Raw genomic sequence first — 18435 nt, forward strand, 5'->3', positions numbered from 1 at the left:
CGATGCGACTTTCCCGTCGACGGCTTGCCGTCTATTGCGTGGCGTTCCTATTCGCGATCGTCATGAACTTCGCGGTTCCCCGGCTGATGCCGGGGAGCCCCGTCGACAGCATGATCGCCCAGCTCGGACCGCGGGCGACGCCCGCGGCCATCGAGGCGATCAAGGCGCGCTTCGGCGCGATCGAGCAGCCGATCTGGCGGCAGTTCGTCGACTACGTCGTCGGGTTGGCCCATTTCGATCTCGGTGTTTCGGTCAAGTATTACCCGCAGACCGTCGTCGAGGTTCTCGGCCGCTCGGCCGGCTGGACCGCGTTCCTGGTCGTCACGGCGATTGCCTTTTCGCTCTCAATCGGCGTGCTCTTAGGCGCCATTGCCGCCTGGCGTCGTGGTGGCCGTTTCGACAGCTTCGTCTCGCCCTTCTCGGTCGTGCTGATCGCCGTGCCGCCGGTCATCATCGCGCTCGCGACGTTGTTCACCTTTGGCGTTACGCTGCGGCTGCTGCCGGTCGGCTACGCCTATGATCCGAGCCTTGATCCCGGGCTGAACTTTACCTTCTTCGGCAGCGTCTTCCTGCATGCGATCATGCCGGTGCTGACGCTTTCGCCCTATCTCATCGGCGAGTTCCAGACAACGATGCGCTCCAGCATGATTTCGGTGCTTGGCGAAGATTTTGTCACCATGGGACGCGCCAAGGGCCTGTCCGAAGCGGCCGTGATGTTCGGCTATGCGGCGCGCAATGCCATGCTGCCGGTTTTGACCAACCTGGCGCTGATGCTGGGGGCGGTCTTCGGCGGTTCGATCGTCACCGAGATCGTCTTCAACTATCCCGGCCTCGGCCTGACGCTTTATACCGCGAGTGTCGCCCGCGATTATCCGGTCATCCAGGGACAGCTGCTCTTGATGACGATCGCGACGCTCGGGGCCAATCTCCTGGTCGATATCATCTATGGCGTGGTCGATCCGCGCATAAGGGAGGGCAGGGCATGAATGCGGGCGTCTCCTTGTTCTGGCGGCAGAAAAAAGCCGTCGCCGGCCTTATCATCATTCTCACGCTCTGTCTGATGGCGCTGTTCGCACCGGTTCTGGCGCCCGGCGATCCGAGCGAGCGCGTCGGCCGCTCGCACCAGCCACCGACGGTCGAGCATTATTTCGGCACGACGAAGATGGGCCGCGACGTCTTTTCGCAATTCGTCTGGGGCGCGCGGCCATCGCTTGCCGTCGGCTTTGCCACCGGCCTTGCCATTACCGCGCTCGGCACCATCGTCGGCCTCGTCGCCGGCTATTTCGGCGGGCGCACTGACGCGACACTCGACCTCGCGACTAATGCCGTGCTGGTGATCCCCAACATTCCGCTATTGATCCTGCTCGCCTCCTTTGCCGGCACCGTTGGGCCGCTGGCGATCATGGCGATCATCGCTCTCACCTCCTGGCCCTGGGGCGCGCGCATGACCCGGTCGCAGACCATGGCGCTCAGGCAACGCGAATTCGTGGTGGCGGCGCGTATGGTCGGCGAGCCGCATTGGCGGGTGATCTTCGTGGAAATCCTGCCCAATCTGGTGCCGCTGATCGGCATCAACGTCGTCGGCAGCATCATCTACGCGATCGTCGCGCAGACGACGCTCGAATATCTCGGCTTCGGCGATCCGCTGCGGGTGACCTGGGGCACCATGCTCTACAATGCGCAGAACTCCTCGGCGATCATCGTCGGCGCCTGGTGGGACATCGCCGTACCGGCCGCAGGCATTGCCCTCGTCGGTCTTGGCCTGGCGCTCATCAATTTCACCTTCGACGAGATCGCCAATCCGCAGCTTCGCTCCGGTCCGGCGTTGAGCCGCTGGCTCCGTCTCACGCGGCTGCGCCGCCGCCAACTGGAGGCAGCCCGATGAGCGATGCGCTGCTTCAGATCCGCAATCTCAATGTCGACTACTTGCTCGACGACGGCGCCTTTCGCGCGGTCAACGACGTCTCTTTCGAGGTTCGGCGCGGTGAGCTATTCGGCCTTGCCGGTGAATCCGGCTGCGGCAAGAGCACGATTGCCTATGCGATCACCCGGCTTTCCAAGGCGCCGGCCTGGGTGGCTGGCGGCGAGATCCTGCTCGATGGGCAAGACCTTCTCAAGATGCCTGAATCCGCCTTGCAGAATGTCCGTTGGCGGCGGATCGGCATGGTGTTCCAGAGCGCCATGAACTCGCTCAACCCGCTGATGCGGGTCGAGGCGCAGTTCTTCGACGTGCTGCGCAAACACACCGGCGCGACGCGGCCCCAGGCCCGGGCGCGGGCCGAAGAAATGTTCCGGCTCGTCGGCATCCCGATCAATCGCCTCGACGACTATCCGCACCAGTTCAGTGGCGGCATGCGGCAGCGCATCGTCATTGCGATCTGCCTGGCGCTGAAGCCGGAACTGATCATCATGGACGAGCCGACGACGGCGCTCGATGTCGTGGTGCAGCGGGAAATCCTGGAGCAGCTTGTCGATCTGCAGCGCAGCCTCGGCTTCTCGGTGCTGTTTATCACCCATGATCTGCACCTGATGGCGCAGCTCTGCCATCGCATCGGTGTTATGCTGAAGGGGCAATTGGTCGAGGTCGGCGACACCCAACAGATCAGCAGTGCACCGCAACACGATTACACGCGCAAACTCTGGGGCGCGATCCCGCAACTGCCACCCACCGTCCGCAGCCTGGGGGTCGTCGAATGAATGTGATGCCGGTAGCGACGACAATACCGCAGCAGCAGAACGCGATCGTCCGGCTGAAGGACATCAGACGCAGCTTCGGCGCCGTCGAGGCGCTGCGAGGAATATCCCTGTCTTTGAAGCCTGGCCGGGCTCTGGCCCTCGTCGGCGAATCCGGTTGCGGCAAGACGACCTGCGCACGCATCGTCGCGCGGCTCGATACGCCGAGTGCCGGAACGATGCAGTTTCGCGGCGCCGATGTTACCGAGGCGGGTGACCGCGCCGCCGAGAAGCTGCGCCGCCGCGCGATCCAGATGGTTTTTCAGGACCCCTTCGCGTCACTCAACCCGGTGTTCTCCGTCTACCATCACCTCGCGCGGCCGCTGCTTTTGCATGGCCATGCAAAGAACGTCGGCGAAGCGAAGGCCGCGGTCGCGCGGCTGCTAGCCGATGTCGGCCTTGATCCAAACATCACGGCGCGGAAGTTTCCGCATGAGCTCTCCGGTGGCCAGCGCCAGCGCGTCAACATCGCCCGGGCGCTTGCTGTTGCGCCGGACGTGCTCGTCGCCGACGAGCCGACGTCGATGCTCGACGTTTCGATCAGGCTCGATATCCTGGAGCTTCTCGCGCGCATCAAACGCGAACGGAATCTCGCAATGCTCTACATCACCCATGATATCGCCACGGCCGCCCACATCGCCGAGGAGGTTGTGGTGATGTTTGCCGGCCAGATGGTCGAATGGGGAGAGACGGCCGACGTCATCGGCAACCCTCGCCATCCCTATACCCAGCTTCTTCTTTCGGCCGTGCCCGATCCGGATCGCCCGTTCGTGCCGGGGCAGAGTGCCCGCTTCCTTGCCCATGCCGAAGAGGTGCGGCGCCTCAGCCGGCCGGCATCGGACGTGATGGAGGAGGTCGCCGAAAACCATTTCGTCCGCGCCCTTGGCCAAGCCCCGACGTGAGCTATGTGAACCCAGGTCAAGCCCCCGAGTACTCCGCCGGCCTTCGGCCGGCTGCAGAAACTAACATTCATGGAGCCGTTTGATGACGTTTGCCGCTAAATCTGAATTCCTGCTGGAAACCCTCTGGGTGCCGGTCGGCACAGCTGACAGGTCGGTCTATGCACTGACCTTGACCAACAACTCGGATCGAGTGCTCAAGGGTTTTCGCCTCGGCGTTTCCGGCCCGGCTCGTATCGACCCAGCTGCCGAGATTGAAGGTGGCCGGCTCCTGATCCGCCTCTCCAACTATGCGGAGTTCGCACCGCCGGAAGGCCTCGAAGTGCCGCCGGGCGCCACCTGGACGCTGAAGGCACACGGGATGAGCTATGAGCCGCGCCATTGGACCGATGGCGCCAACGCTGCCTTCCTGGTGCTTTCCGATGGCGCAATGGCGCCGGTCGCGGTGCTTGCTTCGCGGGCGCACGGTGACAATTCCGAACTGAAGCGTGGTGCTGCCGTCTATCCGGTGCCGAAGGTGGCGCCGGTCCCGGTCTCGATTGTGCCGTGGCCGCAGGCCGTTTCCGTTTCCGGGCAACTGGTGGCGCCTCCGGGGCTCGACCTCAAACCCGAGGGCGAGGAAGCTCAGAGCGCTGCAAAGGCGTTTGCCGATCTCACCGCAAGTCTGTTCCCGGTCGAGGGTATCGTCCGCCCGGCATCGGAAGGCGGCTTTCCGGTTTCGCTGTCGCAGGCCGGCGACCTCGGCCCGGAAGCCTATGTCATCCGCTTCTCTCCCGCCGGCGTCGCCGTTTCCGGCAGCACGCAGACCGGCCTCCTCTATGGCCTGATCACGCTCGGGCAGATCCTGCGCGGCGCGCGGCTGCATCCGGGCACCTTCGTGTTTCCGACCGGCGGCGAGATCGGGGACGAGCCGGCGCTCGGATGGCGCGGCACCCATCTCGACGTCGCGCGACAGTTCTACAGCACCGCCGAAGTCGAGCGTTTCCTGCGGCTGATGGCCTGGAACAAGCTCAATCGCTTCCACTGGCACCTGACCGACGACGAGGCCTGGCGCGTCGAGATCGATGCCTATCCGGCCTTGACGGAAATCGGCGCCTGGCGTGGCCATGGCCGCAAGATCCCGCCGCTGCTCGGCTCCGGTCCGCAGCCGACCGGCGGCTACTACACGAAGGCCGCGATCCGGCAGATCGTGACACTTGCCGCAAGCCTTGGTGTCGAGGTGATGCCGGAAATCGACATTCCCGGGCATTCCTTCGCGATGCTGCAGGCAATCCCCGAACTGCGCGATCCCGAGGAACAAGGCAGCTACTTTTCGGTTCAGGGCTTCCCCAACAATTGCCTCAACCCGGCGCGCGAAGAGACCTACCGCGTCTTGGAGATCATCTTCGACGAACTGATCGAACTCTTCCCGATGCGGGCCATCCACGTCGGCGCCGATGAAGTGCCACTCGGCGCCTGGTCGGGCTCGCCTGAGGCGCTCGCACGGCTTCGGGCGCTTGCCGGAGACGAGGTTGCCGGAACCCATGCCAAGCGCCTGAACGTCGTCACCAACACCCACGGCGCCGACGAAATCGATGGATCGGGTGCTGCGGTACTGCAGGGTGAATTCCTGGCGCGCGTGCAGGCGTTCCTCGCCAGCCGCAACTGCGTGACCGGCGGCTGGCAGGAGGCCGCGCATGGCAACGTCATCGACAAGGCGAAGTCGCTACTTTTTGGCTGGCGCACGGTCGAGGCGTCGGCAGCCCTTGCCGAGGAGGGCTACGACATCGTCGTCTGCCCCGGTCAGGTCTACTATCTCGACATGGCCAACAGCCCGGCCTGGTCGGAGCCTGGCGCCAGCTGGGCCGGTTGGTCGGATCCGGAAAGGCTCTACACATTCGATCCGGTTGAGGGCTGGACCGACGCGCAGAAGAAACACCTGCTCGGCGTGCAATGCTGCATATGGTCGGAGCCGATGACCGACCGGGCTGTCTTCGATCGGCTGGTGTTCCCGCGGCTTTCCGCGCTCGCCGAAACCGGCTGGACGCGGCCGGAGCGCAAGTCCTTCAAGCGTTTTGAAGCGCTGGTCGGGCTGATGCCGGTGCTCTACGGCTTTTATGCTGCGGAGTAGGAGCGAGTGAGTTTCCAGTTTTCGTCTGGGCTTGGCCAGGCGATTGATTGGATAGGCAAGCGGCGGCGTAAGCCGCCGTTTGTCGTTCGGAGATAGCCGGGCGCGTGCTTGCGGTCAGCCTGGAGCGATTTGGATTTTCGTGCTTGTACGCTGGAGCGTGGCACGCAAAAGTGCGCATCGATCCCGCGACGACAGTCGCGGAGATGTGTGTGCAAAGCTTTCTGAGGCCAAAATATCGATGCGAAGACTTCCTGGATTGTCGGCGATGAAAGTCTTCGAGGTGGTCGGGCAGACCCGCAGTTTCACGCGGGCGGCCGAGCGGCTCAACCTGACGCAGAGTGCCGTCAGCCGGCAGGTCCGCAACCTCGAGGACGCGCTCGGCGAAGACCTTCTCATCCGCCGCCACCATCACCTTGAACTGACGCCCGCCGGCGCGGAACTGCTGGCGACGATCCAGGAGGCGTTTCACAGCATCGAGGTTTCGCTGCGCAGCATCACCGAGAAGAGCAACCAGAACCGGCTCAGGATCAACGTGCCGCCGACCTTTGCCAAGCGCTGGCTACTGCCGCGTCTTGCCCGGTTGCGCGAGGCTCTGCCCGACGTCGATATCAGCCTCAGCACGGAAGCCACGGATACGCTTGCCGAGCGCGGGCTTCTGGACTGCGCGATCCGCTTCGGCGACGGCGAGTGGCCGATGCTCGATGCCAGCATTCTCATGACGGAGCGACATGTCGTCGTCTGCGCGCCGTCCTTGCTTGAGGGGGCGAAAGTCGAAGGTCCGTCCGACCTGCAGCGCTTCACTTTCCTGCATGTGCTTGCCTCGCCCGACCGGCGTTATCTGACCTGGCGGCACTGGCTGGATGCGGCGGGTTTTCAGGACGTCGATACCCGCGGCGGACTGGAATTCGACCTGCTCGATCTGGCGATCGAGGCAGCCTGCGCCGGGCTCGGTGTCACCGTTGCCGACCGCTCGATGGTCCGCAACCAATTGCAGTCGGGTCAGTTGGTGCAGCTCTTCGACGTTGCAGTCGAGGGCCATGAATCCTACTGGTTCGTGACACGGCCGCAATCGGCAGGCAACCGCAAGGTCGATGCCTTCCGCGCCTGGTTGCTGGCGGAGGCCGCCGCCGACCGGGCCGAGTGAGCAAGCATTCCTTTTTGGAATGCTCTCACCGAAAATTACTCGCTTGTGCCCTTTTCCGCATCGTCGCATCAATTTTCCTGACGGTTGCGGTCAGGGAGAGAGGCCGGATCATCGCTCGTGAAGCTCTCTCCCGGCTAGTCCGCCTCCCGCACCGCCATCGGCGTGCGGATCGCGGCGAACAATTCCGAGATGCCATGAGCCCCTATCGCAACTTCTCCGGCGGCCGCTTCATCGAAAGCTCCTCTACGACTGTGATCGACGTGCGCAATCCGGCGACCGGCCAGGTGTTCACCTCCGTGCCGGCGGCAACGGATGACGAGGCGAAGGCAGCGGTCGATGCCGCGGTGAAGGCGCAGCGCGTCTGGGGTGCCTTGCCGGCAATCCAGCGCGGTGACGCGCTGCGCCGGCTGGCGGCGGTGTTGGAGAGCCGGGCCGAACGCATCGGTGCCGCGCTGGCGAAGGAGTCGGGCAAGAGCCTTGCCGATGCGACCGCCGAAGTGATCTACGGCGCCGAGCTGATGCGCTACCACGCTGAATGGGCCCGCCGCATCGAGGGCGAGGTGATCGAGAGCGACAATCCGGGCGAAACGCTGATCCTGAAGCGCGTGCCGATCGGCGTCGCCGCCTGCCTGATCCCGTTCAACTATCCGATCTACACGCTAGTGCGGAAGATCGCCCCGGCGTTGATTGCTGGCAACGCCGTCGTCGTCCGGCCGAGCAACAACACGCCGACCTCCGCGTTTGCCGTCGCCGAGGCAATCGTCGAAGCGGGTCTGCCCGACGGCCTCGTCAACATCCTCACCATGTCGCACGATGTCGCGAAGACGCTCTGCACCCATCCGGGCATCGGTATGATCACGCTGACAGGCAGCGTTTCGGCCGGCCGCGTCGTGCTCGAATATTGCAAGGAAAACATCGCCAAGCCGTCGCTCGAACTCGGTGGCAAGACGCCCGTCATCGTCGAACCGGACGCGGATCTCGATGCCGTGGCGCAGATGATCATCGCCGCCAAGACCACCCATTGCGGCCAGGTCTGTACCAGCGCCGAGCGGCTCTACGTTCATGAAAGCGTCCATGATCGGCTGTTTGCCAAGCTGCGCGAAGGCTTTACCGCCCGCGCATTCGGCGACCGCGCCGAGGATGCTGGTCGTATGGGGCCGCTCGCCAATGTCGCCGCCCAAAAGCGCGTGCACGAGATGGTCGAGCGGGCGAAGGCCGAAGGCGCCGTCGTTGAGACCGGCGGCTATCTGCCTGAGGGAGACGGCTATTTCTACCCGCCGACGCTGATTTCCGGCTGCCGGCAGGACATGGAGATCGTTCGCGAGGAAGTGTTCGGCCCGGTGCTCGCCGTTCTCCGCTACTCCACCTTCGAGGAAGCGTTGGCAAAGGCGAGCGACCATCAGTTCGGCCTGAGCTCGGTGCTCTTCACCGAGAATTACCGCACGGTGATGCGTGCCAGCGATGCGATCGAGGCCGGCGAACTCTACGTCAACCGCTTCCCGGCCGATCCCTATCAAGGCTTCCATGCCGGCTGGAAACGTTCGGGCCTCGGCGGCGACGACGGCAAGCACGGCATGCTGGAATTCACCCAGACGCGCCTCGTCGTCCTGAAACACTAGACCCTTTGAGATTCAGCAATTCCGGACCGAAGCCGGAATTGCTCTGACACCAACATCAATACCGGGCCGGTGGCAATGCTCTCGCTGTCGGCCAGGGAGGAGACTGCCCGTGAGCTCAATTGCCGAAACCGAAGTCGCGGCACCATCCGTGTCGGCCCGCAGCCGCTACCTTCAGCTGGCGCTGATCGTGATCGCCGCCGGCGCGATCTATCCGATCCTCTATCTTCGTCAGTCCTACCAGACGACGATGCTGGAGGTGCTGAAGCTGAGCAACACCGAGCTTGGCGTCCTCTATTCCATCCTCGGCACCAGCTTCCTCGTCGGCTACCTGCCGAGCGGGTGGCTTGCCGACCGCGTCCAACCGCGCATCCTGATCCTGCTGTCGATGGTGGGCACTGGCCTCCTTGGTCTCTGGTACGCGACGCTGCCCGGTTATTCGTCGCTCCTCGTCATCTATTGCGGCTTCGGCGTCACCACGGGTCTCACCTTCTGGGCAGCGACGCTCAAGCAGGTAAACCTGATCGCCGGTGCCAATGAGCAGGGACGCTTCTTCGGGATCCTCGACGGCGGACGTGGCCTGGTGGAAGCACTGCTCGCAAGCGTCGCCATCGCGCTCTTCGTCTTCACGACGGAAACGCGCGGCGCCGGACTTGCCACCGGCTTCCGCGACGTCGTGCTGCTCTACGCCATTTTCTGCATCGTCGTCGGCATCGCCTATTTCGCGGTGTCGCAACCGGTTGCCGCGGACAGGACCGCGCGCAAGCGCGAGGGCAGCCTTCTCGCCGACATCAGGACGCTGCTCAGCATTCCCGAGGTCTGGCTGGTCGCGGCCATCATCTTCTGCGGCTACCACGTCTTTCTCGCCACCTACAGCTTCTCGGCCTATCTGCAGGAGGGCGGCTTCGGCATTTCCGCCGCCATGGCCGGCCTGATCGTCACGGTCAAGCTGTGGCTGCGCCCGGTCGGCGGTATCGGCGGTGGCTTGCTCGGCGACCGCTACGGCAAGACCGGCATCCTGCTCCTGAGCTTCATAGTCGCGGCCGCCAGTCTCGTGGTAATGATCGCCCTGCCTGGCATCGGCTCGACCGTCCTCTTCGTCGGGCTGGTGCTGCTCGTTGGCCTCATCACCTATACGATCCGCGGGCTCTACTGGGCGATCCTCGACGATTGCCATGTGCCGGCGAACATCACCGGTCTCGCCATCGGCATCATTTCGCTGGTCGGCTACGCGCCCGACACCTACCTGCCGCTGGTCAACGGATACCTCTCGGACCGCTATCCGGGCATCACCGGCTACCAGCTCTATTTCGGCTATATCGCCGCCGTCTGCGTCCTCGGCGCCATCGCCACCCTGGCCCTGATGGCCCGCCTCAAGAAAAAGGGATGACACCCATGAAGATCGCGTCTCTCAAGACCTATGCCGTCGCCGTCCCGCCACCGCATGTTGGCGGCATGTACTGGATCTTCGTGCGTCTCACGACCGCCTGCGGCATCGAAGGCATCGGCGAGATCTATGCGACCTCGTTCCATCCGAGCGCCATGACGCCGCTGATCGAGGACGTGTTCGAGCGGCACCTGCTCGGCCATGATCCGCACCAGATCGAGCGCTTCTGGCGCTCGGCCTATTCGAGCGGCTTCACCCAGCGCCCCGATCCGACGATGATGGGCATCGTCTCGGGTCTCGAGATCGCCTGCTGGGACATCATCGGCAAGGCCGCCGGCCGGCCGGTCTCGGATCTCCTCGGCGGAACGGTGCACGAGAAGCTCCGCGCCTATACCTACCTCTACCCGAAGAACGCCGCCGGCGAGTTCGATTTCAACGATCCGGATCTCGCCGCCGAATGCGCGGTCGAGATGGTCGAGATGGGCTTCACCGCGGTCAAGTTCGATCCGGCCGGGCCCTACACCAACTATTCCGGCCACCAGCTTTCGCTCGGCGTCATGGACCGCTGCGAGGAATTCTGCCGCAAGATCCGCGACGCGGTCGGAAGCAGTGCGGATCTGCTCTTCGGCACCCACGGCCAGATGGTTCCGTCCTCGGCCATCCGCCTTGCCAAGCGCCTGGAAAAATACGATCCGCTCTGGTTCGAAGAGCCGGTGCCGCCGGGACAGGAAGCGGCGATGGCCGAGGTGGCGCGCGCAACCTCCATTCCGGTTTCGACCGGAGAGCGCCTGACGACCAAATACGAGTTCCAGCGCGTGCTCGAACTCAAGGCCGCGTCGATCCTGCAAATGAACGTGGCGCGCGTCGGCGGCTTGCTCGAGGCGAAGAAGATCGCCGGCATGGCCGAGGCCTATTACGCCCAGATCGCGCCGCATCTCTACAACGGTCCGGTGGGGGCTGCGGCCAGTATCCAGCTTTCGGCTGCCACGCCGAACTTCCTCATCCACGAGGCGATCCTCGATTTCTCCGGGTTCCACGCCGACGTACTGAAGACCAAGCTTACCGTCGAGGACGGCTACCTCATCCCCTCGCGCGAGCCCGGCCTCGGCATCGAGCTCAACATGGACGTCGTCGAAAAGCACACGCCCTACACCGGCGAGCGTCTGCACCTCCAGATGGACAGCCGGCCGGCGGACGTGAAGGCCTTTGCCCCCGCGCGCGGGTGAATTCGGATATCAGGGACACGAGATGATCTACGATTACATCATCGTCGGCGCCGGGTCGGCGGGTTGCATCCTTGCGAGCCGGCTCAGCGAGAACGGTCACCACAAGGTGCTCTTGATCGAGGCCGGCGGCAACGACAATTCCTTCTGGTTCAAGATCCCGGTCGGTTACGCCCGCAGCTACTATAACCCTCAGGTGAACTGGATGTATTCGAGCGAGCCGGAAGCCGAGCTTCAGGATCGCAGCATCTACGTGCCGCGCGGCAAGGTCCAGGGCGGCTCCGGATCGATCAACGCGATGATCTACGTGCGCGGCGCGCGCGACGATTTTGACGACTGGAAAGCCGCCGGCAATGCGGGCTGGGGCTATGACGACGTGCTTCCCTATTTCCGCCGGCTCGAAACCCATGCGCGCGGATCGTCGCAATGGCATGGCGGCGAAGGCCCGATCCACATCACCCCGATGCGCGGCATGACGCATCCGATCACCGACGCCTTTCTTGAAAGCTGCGGATCGCTGCAACTGCCGTTGAACGAGGATTTCAATGGAGCCTCGCTCGAAGGCGCTGGCGTCTACGACGTCAACACCAACAACGGCCGCCGCTCGCATTCGAGCGCCGAGTATTTGCGCCCTGCGCTCAAACGGCCCAACCTGACGATCGAGCGCTACGCCCAGGCCGAGCGGCTGGTCTTTGCGGATGACGGGCGCGTGACCGGCGTCGATGTCGTCCAGAACGGTGCCCGCCGGCGCTTTACCGCCGGCCGCGAAGTCATCCTTGCCGCCGGGGCCGTCGGCAGCCCGCAGCTGCTGCAGGTCTCGGGCATCGGCGACGGCAAGACGCTGTCTTCGCTCGGGGTTAAGACACAGCGGCATTTGCCGGCGGTTGGCCAGAACCTGCAGGATCACCTCTGCGCCAGCTTCTACTATCGTGCCACCATCCCGACGCTCAACGACGAGTTCGGCAGCCTGTTCGGCCAGATGCGGCTCGGCCTGCAATATCTGCTCACCGGCAAGGGTCCGTTCTCGATGAGCGTCAATCAGGCCGGTGGCTTCTTCCGCGGCAAACCTGACGAAGAGCGGCCGAACATCCAGCTTTACTTCAATCCCCTGTCTTATCGGATCCCGAATGATCCGAAGGCCGGGCTGAAACCGGAGCCCTATCCGGGCTACCTGATCTGCTTCAACTCCTGCCGGCCGACCAGCCGCGGCAGCATCCAGATCGCATCCGGCGACCCCGCGCAAAAGCCCCTGATCCGGCCGAACTACCTGACGACCGACCGCGACATCGACGAAGTGCTGCAGGGAAGCCGGCTGGTGCGGCGGATCGCGTCGGCCACGGCGCTCTCCTCACTGACCGCGGAAGAAATCTCGCCCGCGCCGCGCGTTCAGAGCGACGACGCGCTGATGGATTATTTTCGCGAAAACTCAGGCTCGATCTACCATCTCTGCGGCACCTGCGCGATGGGGCCGGACCAGGCGAGCTCCGTCGTCGACAGCAGCCTGCGGGTTCATGGCGTTCCGGGTCTGCGCGTCGTCGACGCCTCCATCTTCCCGAACATTACGGCTGGCAACATCAACGCTCCGACGATGATGGTTGCGGAAAAGGGCGCGGCTCTCATCCTGGCGGATGCCGCCTGAAGAGAGCCGTATGGTTCCCCACGTTGCCTGCGGGGGGAGCCCGCCCCAAGACAGCCCCTCGCGTTCAAACGCTGCCATCGGTCAGGTGTGAATTGCCATCGCCGACCGGGCGTGGCTATACTCCGCTGACTTCATAGCTGCCCACAATCAGTGCTTGCCTGGCCAAAAGATTGTTGCCGCCGCGTTGAACGCGGTGGCGGGCGTCCGCGTCGCGGCCGCCGGCAAGGCACTGCGAGCAACGCCTGCGAGGGAGAGACGCATGCTGAGTTTTCGCTTGAAGAGCCTGCCCGTCACCTTGTTTCTTGCGCTGAGCCTGGCTCCGCCGGAGGGCCGAGCCGCCTCGCCGGAACCGGTTAAGGCCGAGCATGGCATGGTGGTGACTGCCCAGCACCTGGCCTCGGATGTAGGTGTCGCGGTCCTGAAGAGCGGCGGCAACGCGGTGGATGCGGCGGTTGCAGTCGGCTATGCGCTCGCCGTCACCTATCCGACTGCCGGCAATATCGGCGGTGGCGGGTTCATGACCATCCGCTTCAAGGACGGCAGGACGACCTTCCTCGATTTCCGCGAGCGGGCGCCGCAGGCGGCAACCAAGACCATGTATCTCGACGGGAAGGGAGATGTCATCAAAGGGTTGAGCACCGATGGTTATCTCGCCGTCGGCGTGCCGGGGCCGGTCATGGGTTTCGAGGTTGCGCGGAGCCGCTATGGCACGAAGCCGCTTGCCGAACTGATCGCGCCGGCGATCGCGCTAGCCAAGGATGGCTTCGTGCTGGAGGAGGGCGATGTCAGTACCTTCGAGGGCAGGGCCGAAAGGCTGGCGAAAGATCCGGCCGCGGCCGCGATCTTCCTGAAGCCCGACGGCAAGGCCTTTGCGGCCGGCGAAAAACTCGTCCAGACGGACCTTGCCGCATCGCTTTCGAGCATTGCCGAAAAAGGCCCGGACGCCTTCTACAAGGGCGCGATCGCCGATCAGATCGTCAAGGCGAGCTCGGAGAAGGGCGGCGTGCTCGCCAAGGCGGACTTCGAGCGCTATGCGGTGCGCGAACTGGAGCCGGTCAAGTGCAATTATCGCGGCTATGACATCGTCTCCTCGCCGCCGCCGTCCTCCGGTGGCGTGATCATCTGTGAAATCCTCAACGTGCTCGAAGGCTATCCGCTTTCCTACATGGGCTATGGCGCCGCGGACACGGTTCACGCGATGATCGAGGCGATGCGCCATGCCTATGTCGACCGTAACACGTCGCTCGGCGATCCCGATTTCGTCGAAAACCCAGTCGCCAAGCTCACCGACAAGGCCTATGCGAAGGAAATCCGTGCCAAGATCGATCCCTTCCGCGCCGGTGTCTCCGCGACGCTGATCCCGAAGGGCTTCGGCGAAAGCAAGGAGACGACCCACTATTCGATCATCGACGACGAGGGCAACGCGGTCGCCGTCACCTATACGCTGAACGGCTCCTTCGGCGCCGGCGTGGTGGCGCCGGGAACCGGTATCCTGCTCAACAACGAGATGGACGATTTCACCTCGAAGCCGGGCGTTCCCAATCTCTATGGGCTGATCCAGGGCGAGGCCAATGCGATCGCGCCCGGCAAGACGCCGCTGTCGTCGATGAGCCCGACGATCATCTCCAAGGACGGCAAGCCGTTCATGGTGATCGGCAGCCCCGGTGGCGCACGCATCATTACGATTACGCTCGAGGCGATCCTCAACGTCATCGATCACGGCATGAACATCCAGGAAGCCGTCGATGCGCCGCGCATCCATCACCAGTGGCTGCCCGACAAGGTGTTCATGGAGCCCTATGCGCTCTCGCCCGACACCCGCAAGCTGCTGTCGGCGATGGGCCATAACGTTCAGATCGACGAAAGCTGGACGATCTGGGGGCAGGCGACCGGCATCCTCGTCGGCGGCGAGAGCCTCTCCGACATCGAGGCCGGCGGCGGCGCCCGCTACAATGGCGCCGTCGACAGCCGCATCGGCGCAGGTGCTGGGCGCGGTTACTAGAGCAATTCCAGGAAAAGTGCGAAACGGTTTTCCGTCCGGAATTGCGTAATTTCAAAGACTTAGATCACTTCAGTGTTTCGATGAAACAATGGAATGATCTAGAGCCCGAGATAACAGGTGGCCAGTCGGTGCTTTGACACCCTTTGAAAGCAGCGGATCGCCGGTTCGCTGCGCGCTTTCGCATGTGCGATCACCGGGTGCTCGCGCGAAAAAGATTTGAAAGCGTTTTCGATTGAATTTATTATGATTTCCAGAGCGTGCGCCGCACGCGGTCGTACGCTTTGGTCAAACTTCATTCGTGGAGGTTGTCATGGCACTGATGGAAGGAAAGAAAGCGCAGGACTGGATCAATCTGGTTCTCGCCGTCTGCCTGTTCATCTCCCCGTGGATCATGGGCTTCGTTGTCGAGAGCGTTCCGGCTTGGAACGCTTGGGCCGCCGCCGTCGTGCTCGGCGTTCTGGCGATCGCAACACTTGCCATGTTTGCGGAATGGGAGGAATGGGCAAGCCTCGTCGTCGGGCTCTGGCTGATCGCTTCCCCCTGGCTGCTCGGCTTCTCGACCAGCGCCAGCCCCATGTGGACGCATGTCGTCCTCGGGGCACTGGTGACTGCGCTCGCGATCTGGTCGGTCTGGGACGAACGGCAGCACCCGCATGCGCATGCATGATGACGAGCAGTGAAGGTCGCGGCCCGGCGCCGCAGCTCCGGGCCGCGAACAGCTGGCGTAATGTCGATGCAATCTCGAGTTTGCAGCTTCACCCGGATTGAGAGCAAATCCTGAAACCGTGTAGAACGATCTTCTTTCAGATTTGCGTGATTTCAAAAAGTTAGCTCCCTTCGAACGCGTCCGAGCGAGGCCCGACGATGCACCGCGCATTCAATCCTGCCCTATGGTGCCGCCGGTGAGGAAACTGTGGCCCCGATCTCTCAAACAGCGGCTGATCGCCCAGCTACTCGTTCTCCAGTTGGCGATACTGCTGGCTTTCGGACTTTCGTTTGTAAGCCTCCTGGTCCTTGCCGACGAAGGCGGTGTGCTGGTCAGCCCAGCGCCGGTGGAGAAGGCCTTCGACGCGATCCGGAGAGGTCCGGAGGGCAAACTCGTGCTGGCAAAAACCGAGGAAATGGGGCGCGTCCATGCCAGGCATCCAGACTTTTGGTTCATCGCGCGCAACGACCACGGAGAGATCGTGCGGGTCGGCAACATCCCCGCGATCTACCGGGGCATGAGCGAGAATCTCGGCAGGATGACCTATTCGGACATTCGCGACGCAGGTGAACCATCACCCTATCTTGCCGTTCTCCGGCGACGGTCGAATGCGAAAGGCGATTTCACGGTATTCGGGCAAGGCGAGTTGATGAGCCAGTCGGCTCTCATCCTGCAGTTTTCGCGCTTTTCCCTCGCGCCGATGCTGGTCTTGCTGGCCCTGGTGACGGTCGCCGGCGTGCCATGGATCGTCAACCGGGCGAGCCGGGACATTTCACCGCTGGCGATCGATGAAGGCTACGAGTTTTCATATGAGCCGGCGGTGCAGCGCTCGCTCGTTCAGGCGGGCTCGCCTTCTCTCAGGCGTACCATCATCAACCTGGCAAAAAATGCGATCGAGCATGCCGGAAACCGGGGAGCGATTGTCGTTCGGGTCGAGCGTAACGGCGTGATCGAGATCTGCGACGATGGTCCCGGCGTTCCCGAGGCAGAGCGCGAGCGAATATTCGAGCCATTTTACCGGCTGAAGCCGCGGCATCGAGGCGCGGGCCACGGTCTCAATCTCGTGCTGCAGATTACGCGAAGGCATGGTGCGCAAATGACCGTTCTGAATTCGCCAGGCGGCGGCGCATGCTTCCGCATGGACTTCGGTAGCGAGGCCGCCGAATAGGCTTTGCCTTCCCATAAGCCGCAGAACTCCCCGCAGGCAAAAGCTGATTGCCCATGACATTGGCGTTCACGGAACGACCGCGCACCGCCCGGTGCGCGCGTGCCGGTGCACAATTGGATAATACCAATATCATACCAACTAGCAACTGTCTCTGAATGCTGACGCAACTTGTGTGCGCTATCTGTAAGAAATGTAATATGAATTATTCCGAATCTGGTCGCAGTCGCGGTCCGTTTTGACATCGCGCACTAGACAGGTGGTCATGTTTTGGTATTGCTAATGCTGGCCGCATATAGATTGGGCCAGATCGGAAGTGATTACGGAACGCTTATCGGCCCGAGGGCGAGCAAGCCTGTGGGCAACCGGAAAACTGGGAGATATCAAATGAAGCCGAGTTCCATTCTTGCCCTTTTGACGGGCTCGATCGTGTTTGCGTCGGATGTTCCGCATCGGACGAAGGCGGGCGGCGCGAGACGCCGACTCCTGGCAGTGTTGACAGCAACAGCGTGTCTTATCTCGGTCGCTCCAGCCGTGGCCTTCGATCAGACCAACGCTGGCCGTATCAAGCAGCTGGTGGACACTGGCATGCAATATTACTGGTCGGGAGGCGACGTCAAAAAAGCGGAAGCCGAAGTCTTCAAGGGCATTACCTTGCACGGCAAGTACGATGTCGTGGAAGCGGCCTTCAAGGAAGCGTCGACGTTAGCACCAGAGCGGCTGGATTTTCAGTATGCCGTCGCCTCAACGCAGATCATCCAGAAGAAGCTCGACGAGGCGCAGACGACGTTCCAGGGTATCCTTGACAAGGAGCCGACCGCATTTGACGCTCAAAGCTGGTTGGAAGCGATTGCCCGCATCCGTGGCGATGAGACCGGCGCGGCACTCGCCCATCAAGCACTCGCAGGGCTCGATCGCGAGCGCGCGGAGGCGTATCGCAAGCGCTTTGTTCGCGCAGAACAGATCATGGCCGAAAAGCCCAACTTCGATGTCCCAACGGTGCCCGGCAAGGTCGTGGTCGTCGCCTTGGGCTACGCGCTGGCGGATGACGGCACGGCGCAGCAGACTTTGCTCGACCGCCTCGACGTGACGTTGAAGGCTGCAGAGGCGAACCCGACAGCACTGGTGATGGTGAGTGGCGGCGTGCCGAAGCATGGCGTTACTGAAGGCGACGTGATGTCCAAGTGGCTGGTCGACAAGGGTGTCAGCCGCGACCGCATCATCATTGAAGACAAGTCGAAAGACACGATCGGCAATGTGATCAATGCTGCCAATCTGTTGGTGCGGCATCAGGCCGACACTGTGATCCTGGTGACCAGCTCAAGCCACATGCGCCGAGCTCGCACAGTAATGGAAGACGCATTGAAACAGCGCGACCTGCTGACGGCAGTGGTGCCGCTGAATGCGCTGGACGCACCATCCCAAGATGAGGCGGCAAAGGTCGGGTCTGACGAGAGGTTGGTAATTTACCGCGATCTGATGCGTGTTTCGGGCGTATGGGCGTATCCGGGGCTTCAGCAGTAGCCACTGACGCATCTCAAGAATCATCGAAACCCCCGCGCCCAGTTCCGCCATTATGGGCGCGCGAGCTATTGACCAATGCATCGGCGACCTTCACGCCGCAACGCTTGCAGACGCTTCCCGTTCCCCTTGGTGATCGAAAATTTCTCTATGGCCTTGTGCCACAGCGCCGATGTTCGGTCGTCGAAACAGTATTTGTTCGCCACAATCTCCGACATTAAGCTTCCCATCGCCCCTGCTTTGTCCTAGAAGGCACCCCGTAATCCGGTCGCAGCCTACCCGGTCAAAAC

The 18435-nt window shown here is 63.0% G+C and carries 14 protein-coding genes; all 14 read left to right on the forward strand.

What is annotated here, in order from left to right; all coding sequences use genetic code 11:
• Window positions 1-2 precede the first annotated feature (2 nt).
• The 14 genes from IB265_RS28875 (at window position 3) to IB265_RS28940 (ending at window position 18148) form a co-directional block, all read left to right on the forward strand.
• Window positions 3-986, forward strand: a complete 984-nt coding sequence (locus tag IB265_RS28875; protein ID WP_192495522.1) for an ABC transporter permease — start codon at window positions 3-5, stop codon at window positions 984-986.
• A complete protein-coding gene (locus IB265_RS28880) occupies window positions 983-1885 on the forward strand; it encodes an ABC transporter permease (RefSeq protein ID WP_112996429.1) in 903 nt (300 codons plus the stop codon). The genes IB265_RS28875 and IB265_RS28880 overlap by 4 nt, the downstream gene beginning before the upstream one ends.
• The gene (locus IB265_RS28885) at window positions 1882-2697 is read left to right on the forward strand and encodes an ABC transporter ATP-binding protein (RefSeq protein ID WP_112996428.1); all 816 of its coding nucleotides are present in this window, start codon (window positions 1882-1884) and stop codon (window positions 2695-2697) included. The genes IB265_RS28880 and IB265_RS28885 overlap by 4 nt, the downstream gene beginning before the upstream one ends.
• Window positions 2694-3635 (forward strand): ABC transporter ATP-binding protein, encoded by a 942-nt coding sequence (locus tag IB265_RS28890; RefSeq protein ID WP_192495523.1) that lies wholly within the window; start codon window positions 2694-2696, stop codon window positions 3633-3635. Before IB265_RS28885 ends, IB265_RS28890 begins: the two co-directional genes overlap by 4 nt.
• 82 nt (window positions 3636-3717) lie before the next feature.
• Complete coding sequence (locus IB265_RS28895; protein WP_057255405.1) at window positions 3718-5742, forward strand: beta-N-acetylhexosaminidase; 2025 nt, start codon at window positions 3718-3720, stop codon at window positions 5740-5742.
• Window positions 5743-6007: 265 nt separating this feature from the next.
• Window positions 6008-6886, forward strand: a complete 879-nt coding sequence (locus tag IB265_RS28900; RefSeq protein WP_112996426.1) for a LysR substrate-binding domain-containing protein — start codon at window positions 6008-6010, stop codon at window positions 6884-6886.
• 194 nt (window positions 6887-7080) lie between these two features.
• Entirely contained in the window at window positions 7081-8505 is a 1425-nt protein-coding gene (aldA, locus tag IB265_RS28905) for an aldehyde dehydrogenase (RefSeq protein ID WP_192495524.1), read from the forward strand.
• Window positions 8506-8614: 109 nt separating this feature from the next.
• Complete coding sequence (locus IB265_RS28910; protein ID WP_192495525.1) at window positions 8615-9892, forward strand: nitrate/nitrite transporter; 1278 nt, start codon at window positions 8615-8617, stop codon at window positions 9890-9892.
• 5 nt (window positions 9893-9897) lie between these two features.
• The gene (locus IB265_RS28915) at window positions 9898-11115 is read left to right on the forward strand and encodes a mandelate racemase/muconate lactonizing enzyme family protein (protein WP_113132595.1); all 1218 of its coding nucleotides are present in this window, start codon (window positions 9898-9900) and stop codon (window positions 11113-11115) included.
• Window positions 11116-11137: 22 nt separating this feature from the next.
• Entirely contained in the window at window positions 11138-12751 is a 1614-nt protein-coding gene (locus IB265_RS28920; RefSeq protein ID WP_112996520.1) for a GMC family oxidoreductase, read from the forward strand.
• Between the two features lie 259 nt (window positions 12752-13010).
• The gene (gene ggt, locus IB265_RS28925) at window positions 13011-14753 is read left to right on the forward strand and encodes a gamma-glutamyltransferase (RefSeq protein ID WP_192495526.1); all 1743 of its coding nucleotides are present in this window, start codon (window positions 13011-13013) and stop codon (window positions 14751-14753) included.
• Window positions 14754-15063: 310 nt separating this feature from the next.
• Window positions 15064-15420 carry an SPW repeat protein gene (locus IB265_RS28930; RefSeq protein ID WP_058323092.1) on the forward strand — a complete coding sequence of 119 codons (357 nt, stop codon included), beginning with the start codon at window positions 15064-15066 and terminating at the stop codon, window positions 15418-15420.
• A gap of 235 nt (window positions 15421-15655) precedes the next feature.
• On the forward strand, window positions 15656-16627 hold the full coding sequence (locus tag IB265_RS28935) for a HAMP domain-containing sensor histidine kinase (protein ID WP_112996519.1): 972 nt from the start codon (window positions 15656-15658) through the stop codon (window positions 16625-16627).
• Window positions 16628-17011: 384 nt separating this feature from the next.
• Window positions 17012-18148 carry a YdcF family protein gene (locus IB265_RS28940; protein WP_112996422.1) on the forward strand — a complete coding sequence of 379 codons (1137 nt, stop codon included), beginning with the start codon at window positions 17012-17014 and terminating at the stop codon, window positions 18146-18148.
• Window positions 18149-18435: the final 287 nt, after the last annotated feature.

This window comes from Ensifer sp. ENS10, from assembly GCF_014852025.1.
Classification (GTDB): Bacteria; Pseudomonadota; Alphaproteobacteria; order Rhizobiales; family Rhizobiaceae; genus Ensifer.

What these genes read in the sequence shown, in the direction of transcription:
- IB265_RS28875 (WP_192495522.1), top strand. Translation starts at nt 3, where the DNA reads ATGCGACTTTCCCGTCGACGGCTTGCCGTCTATTGCGTGGCGTTCCTA.
- IB265_RS28880 (WP_112996429.1), top strand. Translation starts at nt 983, where the DNA reads ATGAATGCGGGCGTCTCCTTGTTCTGGCGGCAGAAAAAAGCCGTCGCC.
- IB265_RS28885 (WP_112996428.1), top strand. Translation starts at nt 1,882, where the DNA reads ATGAGCGATGCGCTGCTTCAGATCCGCAATCTCAATGTCGACTACTTG.
- IB265_RS28890 (WP_192495523.1), top strand. Translation starts at nt 2,694, where the DNA reads ATGAATGTGATGCCGGTAGCGACGACAATACCGCAGCAGCAGAACGCG.
- IB265_RS28895 (WP_057255405.1), top strand. Translation starts at nt 3,718, where the DNA reads ATGACGTTTGCCGCTAAATCTGAATTCCTGCTGGAAACCCTCTGGGTG.
- IB265_RS28900 (WP_112996426.1), top strand. Translation starts at nt 6,008, where the DNA reads ATGAAAGTCTTCGAGGTGGTCGGGCAGACCCGCAGTTTCACGCGGGCG.
- aldA (WP_192495524.1), top strand. Translation starts at nt 7,081, where the DNA reads ATGAGCCCCTATCGCAACTTCTCCGGCGGCCGCTTCATCGAAAGCTCC.
- IB265_RS28915 (WP_113132595.1), top strand. Translation starts at nt 9,898, where the DNA reads ATGAAGATCGCGTCTCTCAAGACCTATGCCGTCGCCGTCCCGCCACCG.
- IB265_RS28920 (WP_112996520.1), top strand. Translation starts at nt 11,138, where the DNA reads ATGATCTACGATTACATCATCGTCGGCGCCGGGTCGGCGGGTTGCATC.
- ggt (WP_192495526.1), top strand. Translation starts at nt 13,011, where the DNA reads ATGCTGAGTTTTCGCTTGAAGAGCCTGCCCGTCACCTTGTTTCTTGCG.
- IB265_RS28930 (WP_058323092.1), top strand. Translation starts at nt 15,064, where the DNA reads ATGGCACTGATGGAAGGAAAGAAAGCGCAGGACTGGATCAATCTGGTT.
- IB265_RS28940 (WP_112996422.1), top strand. Translation starts at nt 17,012, where the DNA reads ATGAAGCCGAGTTCCATTCTTGCCCTTTTGACGGGCTCGATCGTGTTT.